The sequence below is a fragment of the Jiangella anatolica genome, assembly GCF_003236295.1.
GTDB classification, from domain to species: domain Bacteria; phylum Actinomycetota; class Actinomycetes; order Jiangellales; family Jiangellaceae; genus Jiangella; species Jiangella anatolica.
This window is the reverse complement of sequence record NZ_POTW01000155.1, coordinates 1-8,072: the sequence shown is the minus strand read 5'-3', so window position 1 is coordinate 8,072 and position 8,072 is coordinate 1. Positions and strand designations below refer to the sequence as shown.

Sequence of the window (8,072 nt, the reverse complement as noted above, 5' to 3'; positions counted from 1 at the left end):
GACCATGTCGGGGTGGGCCGTCATGAAGGGGCGGGCGCCGACGTCGCCGTCGGCGAGCTCCGCGACCTCCGGCCAGACCGAGCGGGCGAGCAGGACGGGGTTGCCGCGCACGCCCGCGTACGTCGCCACGGCGACCGGCGCCGCGCCCGACGACCAGGCGGCCCGGAGGCGGCGGACGGCCTCGACGCCGACCCAGGGCTGGTCCACCAGGGCGACGACGACCGCCTGCGCCGACGACCAGCTCAGCGCCCGCAGCCCGGCCCGCAGCGACGACCCCATGCCGGTCGCCCAGTCCGGGTTGTGCACGACGATCGCGCCCGGCACGGTCAGCGTCACCGCGCCGGAGACGACGACCACGGGCGCGCAGCCGCCGGCCGACAGCAGGGCGCGAGCACGGTCCACCAGCCGCGAACCCTCGTACTCGACCAGCGCCTTCGGCCCGCCGTACCGGGACCCCGACCCGGCGGCGAGCACCAGCCCGGCGACGTCAGCCGGCATCGGCCGCGAGCGGCTCATGATGGATCGGCCCGCTGGTGTCCCGCAGACGCCGGCCCGACCCACCCCACCGCGACGCGATGATCTCGGCGGCGATCGAGACCGCCGTCTCCTCCGGCGTCCGCGCGCCGATGTCCAGTCCCAGCGGCGCCGACAGCCGCGCCAGCTCCGCCTCCGAGACGCCCGTCTCACGCAGCCGCTTCAGCCGGTCGTCGTGCGTGCGCCGCGACCCCATGACGCCGATGTACGCCGCCGGCGTCCGCACGGCCGCCGCCAGCAGCGGCACGTCGAACCTGGGGTCGTGGGTCAGCACGCAGATCACCGTGCGGGCATCGACCGTCGTCGATGCGAGGTAGTCGTGCGGCCACTTCACCACGACCTCGTCGGCGTCGGGGAACCGCCGCGGCGTCGCGAACACTGGCCGCGCGTCGCACACCGTCACCCGGTAGCCGAGGAACCGGCCGACCCGGACCAGCGCGGCGGCGAAGTCGATCGCGCCGAACACCAGCATCCGCGGCCGCGGCGCGAACGACTGCACGAACACCTGCAGGTCGTCCAGCCGCCGCTCCCCCGCGGCGCCGTAGCGGAGGATCCCGGTCCGGCCGTGGTCGAGCAGGCCGCGCGCGTCGTCGGCGACGGCGTCGTCGAGCCGCGTGCCGCCCAGCGACCCCGCCACCCGGTCCGGCCAGACCGCGAGATGGGCGCCGACGGTGCCCGGCCCGGCGACCACCGTCGCGACCGCCACCGGCGCGGACGCCTCGACGCTCGCCGCGACCTCGGCCAGCTCCGGGAAGGTCGAGCCGTCCACCGCCTCGACGAACACGTCGATGATCCCGCCGCAGGTCAGGCCGACGGCGAACGCGTCGTCGTCGCTGACGCCGTAGCGCTGCAGCACCGGCGGCGCGCCGGCCATGACCTCCTGCGCCAGCTCGTACACCGCGCCCTCGATGCAGCCGCCGGACACGCTCCCGACAGCCTCGCCGGACGCGGTGACGGCCATCGACGCGCCGGGCGGGCGGGGCGCGGACTGGAACGTGCTGACGACGGTGACCAGGCCGGTCCGCTCGCCGGCGCCGACCGCCGTCATCAGGTCAGGCAGCACCTCGCGCACGGTCACCACCCCTCCACGCCGCGTCGCGCCCGCCGAGCAGCCCGGCCAGCTCCTCCATCGCGCCCAGAGAGTGCCCGGCCACCAGCCGGTCGACGTGCGGGAGCGCGGCCCGCATGCCTCGCGTGCTCGGATTGTATCCTTGATATCCGCGGTGCGGGTTGACCCAGACGACGCGTCTGGCCAGCCGCGACAGCCGGGCCATCTGGGCCGCGAGCAGCGCCGGGTCGCCGCGCTCCCAGCCGTCGCTGCCGATCACGACGACGGCGCCGCGCGCGGTGCCGCGTTGGCCCCAGCGGTCCAGGAACTCCTTCAGCTCGTCGCCCAGCCGGGTGCCGCCGCTCCAGTCATCGATCGCCGCCGATGCCGCCGCCAGCGCGGCCGCCGGCTCGCGTCGCCGCAGCTCACGGGTGACGCGGGTGAGCCGGGTGCCGACGGTGAACACCTCGGTGCCCGGGCGGACCCGGCAGGCGGCGTGGGCGAAGCGCAGCAGCGTCTCGGCGTACGGGGCCATCGACCCGCTGACGTCGACGAGGAAGACCAGCCGCCGCTGCCGCCGTCCGTGCCGATGACGCCGCAGGTCCACCGGCTCGCCGCCGTGCCTGAGCATGCTGCGGACCGTGCGGCGGGCGTCGACCGGGCCGGACGGCGACGGGCGCAGCCGGCGGGTGGTGCGGTCCGGCGCGGCCGGCAGCAGGGCGCTGACGTACCGGTCGACCTCGGCCCGGTCCGCCGGGCTCAGCGTGGACACGTCGCGGTGCCGGAGCACCTCGATCCGGCTGGCGGTGGCGACCCGCTGCCGCTCGGGGTCGTCGGAGCCGTCGCCGTCCGGCCCGGAACCGGCCTCGTCGGGCAGCGCGACCAGCCGCGGCACCGGGGGGACGGAGACCCGCTGCGCCGGGCGGGCCGGCTGCCGGCCGAACCACGCCGCGAACACCCGGTCGTACCGCTCGACGTCCTCGGGCGACCCGCACAGCGTCACCCGTCCGGCCCAGTAGACCGATCCGAGCGACGAGGCGCCGAGCACCGAGAGCGCCTCGAGCATCGCGTGCACCCGGGTCGGCGGGACGTCGGCGCCGGCCGCGGCCAGCCGCCGGGCGAACCCGACGACGTCGGCCTCGACGCTCATGGCCGACCGGCCAGCTCCGCGACCTCGCCCAGGATCCGCTCGGTGTCCTCCTGGTACTTGAGGACGGCGCCGAGCGTGCGGGTCGCGAGGTCGGCCGACAGCTCGGTCGCGCCGAGCGCCGTCAGCGCCGTCACCCAGTCGATCGACTCGGCCAGGCCGGGCGGTTTGAGCAGGTCGGCCGCGCGCAGCCGCTGCACCGCACGGGCGACGTCGTCGGCCAGCCGCTCGCTCACGCCGGGCAGCCGCCGCCGGATCACCGCGACCTCCCGCTCGAACGTCGGATGGGCCAGCCAGTGATAGAGGCAGCGCCGTTTCAGCGCGTCGTGCACCTCGCGGGTGCGGTTGCTGGTGACGACGACGACCGGCGGTGTCTCGGCGCGGACGGTCCCGATCTCGGGGATCGAGATGGTGAAGTCGGACAGCACCTCCAGCAGGAATGCCTCGAACTCGTCGTCGGCGCGGTCGATCTCGTCGACCAGCAGCACCGACGGCGTCGTCTCCAGCGCCCGCAGCAGCGGCCTGGCCAGCAGGAACCGGCGGTCGTAGAGCTCGTGCTCCAGCCGGTCGACGTCGGTGACACCGGCCGCCTCGGCGGCGCGCAGGTGCAGCAGCTGGCGCGGGAAGTCCCAGTCGTACAGCGCCTGCGCGGCGTCGACGCCCTCGTAGCACTGCAGCCGGATCAGCGGCGCGTCGAGGACCTCGGCCAGCGCCTGGGCCAGCGACGTCTTGCCGACACCGGCCTCACCCTCGAGGAACAGCGGCCGGCCCATCCGCAGCGCGAGGAACGCCGCCGTCGCCAGGCCCTCGTCGGCCAGGTACCCGGCGGCGTCCAGCCGCCGGGTCAGCTCGCCGGGGGTGTCGATGTCCGCCATGCACCAACGCTACGCCAAGGTCGCCCATGATCATCGGCCATCGTCCACGTGATAGAGGGGTCGATCGCCGATGATCATGGGGACTAGAGCTCCAGGTACGGGTCGAGCGTCTCGGCCTCGCGACGCAGCCGGTCGGCGGCGTCGGACCGGCCGAGCGAGTCGTACCGGAGCGCCTCGGCCCGCCGCTCCCGCTGCTGCTCGCGCAGCAGCGCGCGGACGTCCTCGAGGCTGAGCTCGCGACGGGCCGCCTCGGCCGCGCCGAGCCCGGCGTGCGCGCCGCCGATGTGCTCGCTGGTGGCGTCCGGCGGCGGCGCCGCCGTAGGAACCGCCTCGGCGTTGTCGATGGCGGCCAGCGCCGTCCGCAGTGCGGTGACGGCGTCGCGGTGGCGGGTCTTCATCGCGGCGCCGAGGTCCGTGCGCAGCCGCGCCCGCAGCGCGTCGGCGGTCATCGTGGGTCTCCGTTCGTGAGGAAGGCGTGGACGGGTTGCGAGTAACGCTCCGGCACGTGGCCGGCGTCCGGGACCAGGGTGACGGTGGCGTCGGCGACGAGCGCGCGGACCCGGCGGGCGGTGCCGCGCTGGTCCAGCATCCGGTCCTTCGCCCCGGCGACGACCAGCACCGGCGCCGCGATGGCGCGCAGCTGGTCGTCGGTGAAGATCGGCAGCGGGTCGCGCCGGTAGCGGAAGCCGCGCTGGATGAGCAGCAGCTGCTCGCCCAGGGCGGGGCCGCCGGGCTCCGCGCTCCCCCGCGGCCCGAGCATCAGCCCGGCGGAGGCGCGCCGGCCGCGGTCGCCGAACGACATCAGGAACACCGACGCGAGCACAGCGGCGTACTTCTGCCGGCCGATCCCGCCCGGGACCAGCAGCACGAGCCGCGACACCCGCTCGGGCCGGCGCACCGTGTAGTCCAGCGCCAGCCAGCCGCCGAGCGACGTGCCGACGAACGCCGCGCGCTCGACGCCGAGCCCGTCGAGCACGTCGTCGAGCCACTCGGCGTAGGCGCCGGAGCCCAGCGGCGGCCGGACCGGCGCGCTCAGCCCCGCCTCGCCGAGGAGGTCGACGGCGTACAGCCGGTGCGTCCGCGCCCAGAGCGCCGCGTCGGCGAGCCAGGCCGCGGAGTTGAACCCGGCGCCGTGCAGCAGCACCACCGGCGGAGCGTCGTCCGGTCCGCTCACCAGGACGAACGTGTCGCCATGCCGGGTCGGCAAGGTCGCGGACGCCGACGGAACCGGCCAGCGGTCCAGCAGCGTCCGGTAGCCGGCCTCGATCGCCTGCCGTGCGTCGTCGGAGCGGTAGATCGCGGTCACAGCTCGGACTCCGCGAACGTGCCGACGAGGCCGACCAGCGCGGCGACGTCGGCGGGCGCGCCGATGACGACGATCTTCAGGCTGCCGCGGGCCGGGTCGTACGCGGTCTGGACGTGCAGCCGCGGCGATCCGGCCGGCCGCCCGGACGACGCGCCGGTGACGAGCGTCGTCAGCCGGTCCGTCGTCGCCCGGTCGACGCCGTCGAGCTGCACGATCGCCGACACCTCGACCTGCGGCGCCGGGTGGGCGGCTGCGGCGCGGGCGGCGGCGGTGCGCCCGCCGGTGAGCGCGTCGACGTCCTCGGCGGCGATGCGGTACTGCTTCCCGATGCGCACCGCCGGCAACCGGCCGTCGCGCACGTAGCCGCGGACCGTGCGCACGTGCAGCCCGAGCAGCTCGGCGACGTCCTCGGCGGAGTAGAGCGTGGTCATCATGTTCCCTATCCTTCCCTAAACGTCTGTATACGACAAGCGGATAAGGAACAAAGCGGCATCCTGTCGGTGCCCGATGCCAGACTCGGTGCATGAAGTACGCGCTGCTGATCTGTGACGACGAGAAGATCTCGCCCAGCATGGAGGAGATGGACGCCGACCCGGTGCACCGGGCCTGGCAGGCCGACCTGGACCGGCGCGGCGCCGAGCTGCTGGGCATGCGGCTGCGGCCGGTCGCGTCGGCGACGACGGTCCGGGTGCGCGACGGCGAGACGCTGGTCTCCGACGGGCCGTTCGCCGAGACGAAGGACTTCGTCGGCGGCGTCGTGCTGATCGAGTGCGCCGACCTCGACGAGGCCATCGCCATCGCCGCCGGCCACCCGTACGCACAGTGGGGCGGCGTCGAGATCCGCCCGGTCTGGGAATGACGGCCGACGCCGACGTCGTCCGTGCTGCGGTCGACGCGGCGTACCGGGAGGAGTGGGGGCAGGTCGTCGCGACGCTGATCGGCCTGACCCGCGACTGGGACCTCGCCGAGGACTGCGCGCAGGAGGCGTTCGCCGCCGCGCTGGCGACCTGGCCGCGCGACGGGGTCCCGGCCCGGCCGGGCGCCTGGCTGACGACGACCGCCAAGCACCGCGCCACCGACCGGCTGCGCCGCGACACCGCCGGCCAGGCGAAGCTGCGTCAGCTCGCGGTGCTGGCCAGAGCGCCGGAGCAGCCGCCGGTCGAGGACATCCCGGACGAGCGGTTGCGGCTCATCTTCACCTGCTGCCACCCGGCGCTGCCGTTCGAGGCGAGGGTCGCGCTGACGCTGCGGACGCTGGCCGGCCTGAGCACCGCCGAGATCGCCCGCGCGTTCCTCGTCGCCGAGCCGTCGATGGCACAGCGGATCGTGCGGGCCAAGCGCAAGATCGCCGAGGCCGGCATCCCGTACCGGGTCCCGCCGGCCGAGCTGCTGCCGGAGCGGCTGGCCGCCGTCCTCGCCGTGCTCTACCTGATCTTCAACCAGGGCTACGACGAGCCCGACGGCGCCCGCGACCTGGCCGGCGAGGCGATCCACCTCGCCCGCGTGCTGATCCGGCTGCTGCCGGACGAGCCGGAGCCGCGCGGGCTGCTGGCGCTGATGCTGCTGCACGAGGCCCGCCGGTCGACCCGCACCGACGACGGCGTGCTGGTGCCGCTGGAGCGCCAGGACCGGTCCCGCTGGGACCGCACGCTCATCGACGAGGGCGTCGCCGTCCTCGACGACGCGCTGACGCGGCGCAGGCGCGGGCCGTACCAGCTGCAGGCCGCGATCGCCGCCTGCCACGCCACCGCGCCGGGCCCCGCCGGCACCGACTGGCCGCAGATCGCGGCGCTCTACGCCGAGCTGGGCCGGCTGGCGCCGTCACCGGTGGTGGAGCTGAACCGGGCGGTCGCGGTCGCGATGGCCGACGGGGTGCCGGCCGGGCTCGCGCTGGTCGACGAGCTGACCGCGTCGGGCCGGCTGGACGGCTACCACCTGCTGCCCGCGACCCGCGCGGACCTGCTGCGCCGCGACGGGCGGGTCGACGCGGCCCGGACGGCGTACGAGGAGGCGCTGGCGCTGGCGCCGTCGGAGGCCGAGCGGCGGTACCTGACCGACCGGCTGCGGACGCTCTGAAAGTTCTTCCCGGCCGATGTCGATCCGCGGCCGGCTGCTTCGTCGGTGGGGCGACGGAACCCTGCGACGAAGGACTCATCATGACGCTCACCGACACTCCGACCACACCACCCCGGGCGACCCGGAGCCGGCCGGCGTTCGTGCTGACGCTCGTGTGCGCCGCCGACGCGATGGTCGGCCTGGACATGGCGATCGTGAACGTGGCACTGCCCTCGATCCAGCGCGACCTCGGCGCCGGCTACGGCGCGCTGCAGTGGCTCATCGTCGCCTACGGCCTGCTGCTCGGCGGGTTCCTGCTGCTCGGCGGCCGCCTGGCCGACCGGATCGGCCGCCGCCGCGTGTTCGTCACCGGGCTGACGGTGTTCACCGCCGCGTCGCTGCTGGCCGGCGCCGCGCACACGACCGGCCTGCTGATCGCCGCCCGCGCCGCCCAGGGCTTCGGCGCCGCGCTCATCGTCCCGGCGGGCCTGTCGCTGCTGGCCGTCACGTTCCCCGAGGGCCGCGAACGGCACCGCGCCCTCGGCGTGCTCGGCGCGGTGGGCGGCGCGTCGGGGTCGCTCGGCGTCGTGGCGAGCGGCCTGCTGACCGGCGGCCCCGGCTGGCGATGGGCGTTCCTGATCAACGTACCTGCCGGCGCGCTCCTGATCGCCTCGGCCCTCGCATTCCTCCTGGCCGACCGCGCCCGGGTCCGGACCGGGCGGCTGGACGTCGGCGGCGCGACCACGGCGACCGGCGGGCTGCTGCTGTTCGTGTACGCGCTGCACCACGCCACCGGCCACGGCGCGTTCGCCTGGTCGACGCTGGCGCTGTTCGCCGGGGCCGCCGGGCTGCTGGCGGCGTTCGTGCGGATCGAGGCCCGCTCGGCCGACCCGCTGGTGCCGCCGGCGACGGTGCGCAACCGGTCGCTGGTCGCGGCGAACGCCACCGGGTTCCTCGCCTTCGGCGCGCTGCTCGGGTTCATCTTCGCCGGGTCGCTGCTGATGCAGCAGGCGCTGGGCTACTCGCCGCTGACGACCGGGCTGGCCTGGCTCGCGACGACGGTCACGATCGTCGGCGTGGCGATGGCCGGGGCGCGGCTGGTGGGGC

The 8,072-nt window shown here is 75.6% G+C and carries 10 protein-coding genes; 3 read left to right on the top strand and 7 right to left on the bottom strand.

Annotated features, from left to right (window positions below; genetic code table 11):
* The 7 genes from C1I92_RS32085 to C1I92_RS32055 form a co-directional block, all read right to left on the bottom strand.
* The coding region (locus C1I92_RS32085; RefSeq protein ID WP_199521806.1) for a nucleotidyltransferase family protein at window positions 1-516 on the bottom strand (516 nt) is incomplete at its 3' end.
* On the bottom strand, window positions 488-1,606 hold the full coding sequence (locus C1I92_RS32080) for an XdhC family protein (RefSeq protein ID WP_111258692.1): 1,119 nt from the start codon (window positions 1,604-1,606) through the stop codon (window positions 488-490). The genes C1I92_RS32080 and C1I92_RS32085, both read right to left, overlap by 29 nt.
* Window positions 1,587-2,732 carry a vWA domain-containing protein gene (locus C1I92_RS32075; protein ID WP_111258690.1) on the bottom strand — a complete coding sequence of 382 codons (1,146 nt, stop codon included), beginning with the start codon at window positions 2,730-2,732 and terminating at the stop codon, window positions 1,587-1,589. Before C1I92_RS32075 ends, C1I92_RS32080 begins: the two co-directional genes overlap by 20 nt.
* Window positions 2,729-3,604, bottom strand: a complete 876-nt coding sequence (locus C1I92_RS32070) for an AAA family ATPase (RefSeq protein ID WP_111258689.1) — start codon at window positions 3,602-3,604, stop codon at window positions 2,729-2,731. Before C1I92_RS32070 ends, C1I92_RS32075 begins: the two co-directional genes overlap by 4 nt.
* Before the next feature lie 83 nt (window positions 3,605-3,687).
* Window positions 3,688-4,053: a GatB/YqeY domain-containing protein gene (locus C1I92_RS32065; RefSeq protein WP_111258688.1), complete on the bottom strand. Its 366-nt coding sequence runs from the start codon at window positions 4,051-4,053 to the stop codon at window positions 3,688-3,690.
* A complete protein-coding gene (locus C1I92_RS32060; protein ID WP_111258687.1) occupies window positions 4,050-4,910 on the bottom strand; it encodes an alpha/beta fold hydrolase in 861 nt (286 codons plus the stop codon). The genes C1I92_RS32065 and C1I92_RS32060 overlap by 4 nt, the downstream gene beginning before the upstream one ends.
* Complete coding sequence (locus C1I92_RS32055; protein ID WP_111258686.1) at window positions 4,907-5,344, bottom strand: helix-turn-helix domain-containing protein; 438 nt, start codon at window positions 5,342-5,344, stop codon at window positions 4,907-4,909. Before C1I92_RS32055 ends, C1I92_RS32060 begins: the two co-directional genes overlap by 4 nt.
* 89 nt (window positions 5,345-5,433) lie before the next feature.
* On the opposite strand from C1I92_RS32055, the gene C1I92_RS32050 reads away from it, so the two are divergent.
* The 3 genes from C1I92_RS32050 to C1I92_RS32040 form a co-directional block, all read left to right on the top strand.
* A complete protein-coding gene (locus C1I92_RS32050) occupies window positions 5,434-5,769 on the top strand; it encodes a YciI family protein (protein WP_111258685.1) in 336 nt (111 codons plus the stop codon).
* Window positions 5,766-6,986, top strand: coding sequence for an RNA polymerase sigma factor (locus tag C1I92_RS32045; protein ID WP_111258684.1), 1,221 nt, complete (start codon window positions 5,766-5,768; stop codon window positions 6,984-6,986). The genes C1I92_RS32050 and C1I92_RS32045 overlap by 4 nt, the downstream gene beginning before the upstream one ends.
* Before the next feature lie 80 nt (window positions 6,987-7,066).
* The coding region (locus tag C1I92_RS32040; RefSeq protein ID WP_199521805.1) for an MFS transporter at window positions 7,067-8,072 on the top strand (1,006 nt) is incomplete at its 3' end.

Coding starts and splice junctions, on each gene's coding strand:
- C1I92_RS32075 (WP_111258690.1), bottom strand. CDS start 2,732: ATGAGCGTCGAGGCCGACGTCGTCGGGTTCGCCCGGCGGCTGGCCGCG.
- C1I92_RS32070 (WP_111258689.1), bottom strand. CDS start 3,604: ATGGCGGACATCGACACCCCCGGCGAGCTGACCCGGCGGCTGGACGCC.
- C1I92_RS32065 (WP_111258688.1), bottom strand. CDS start 4,053: ATGACCGCCGACGCGCTGCGGGCGCGGCTGCGCACGGACCTCGGCGCC.
- C1I92_RS32055 (WP_111258686.1), bottom strand. CDS start 5,344: ATGATGACCACGCTCTACTCCGCCGAGGACGTCGCCGAGCTGCTCGGG.
- C1I92_RS32050 (WP_111258685.1), top strand. CDS start 5,434: ATGAAGTACGCGCTGCTGATCTGTGACGACGAGAAGATCTCGCCCAGC.
- C1I92_RS32045 (WP_111258684.1), top strand. CDS start 5,766: ATGACGGCCGACGCCGACGTCGTCCGTGCTGCGGTCGACGCGGCGTAC.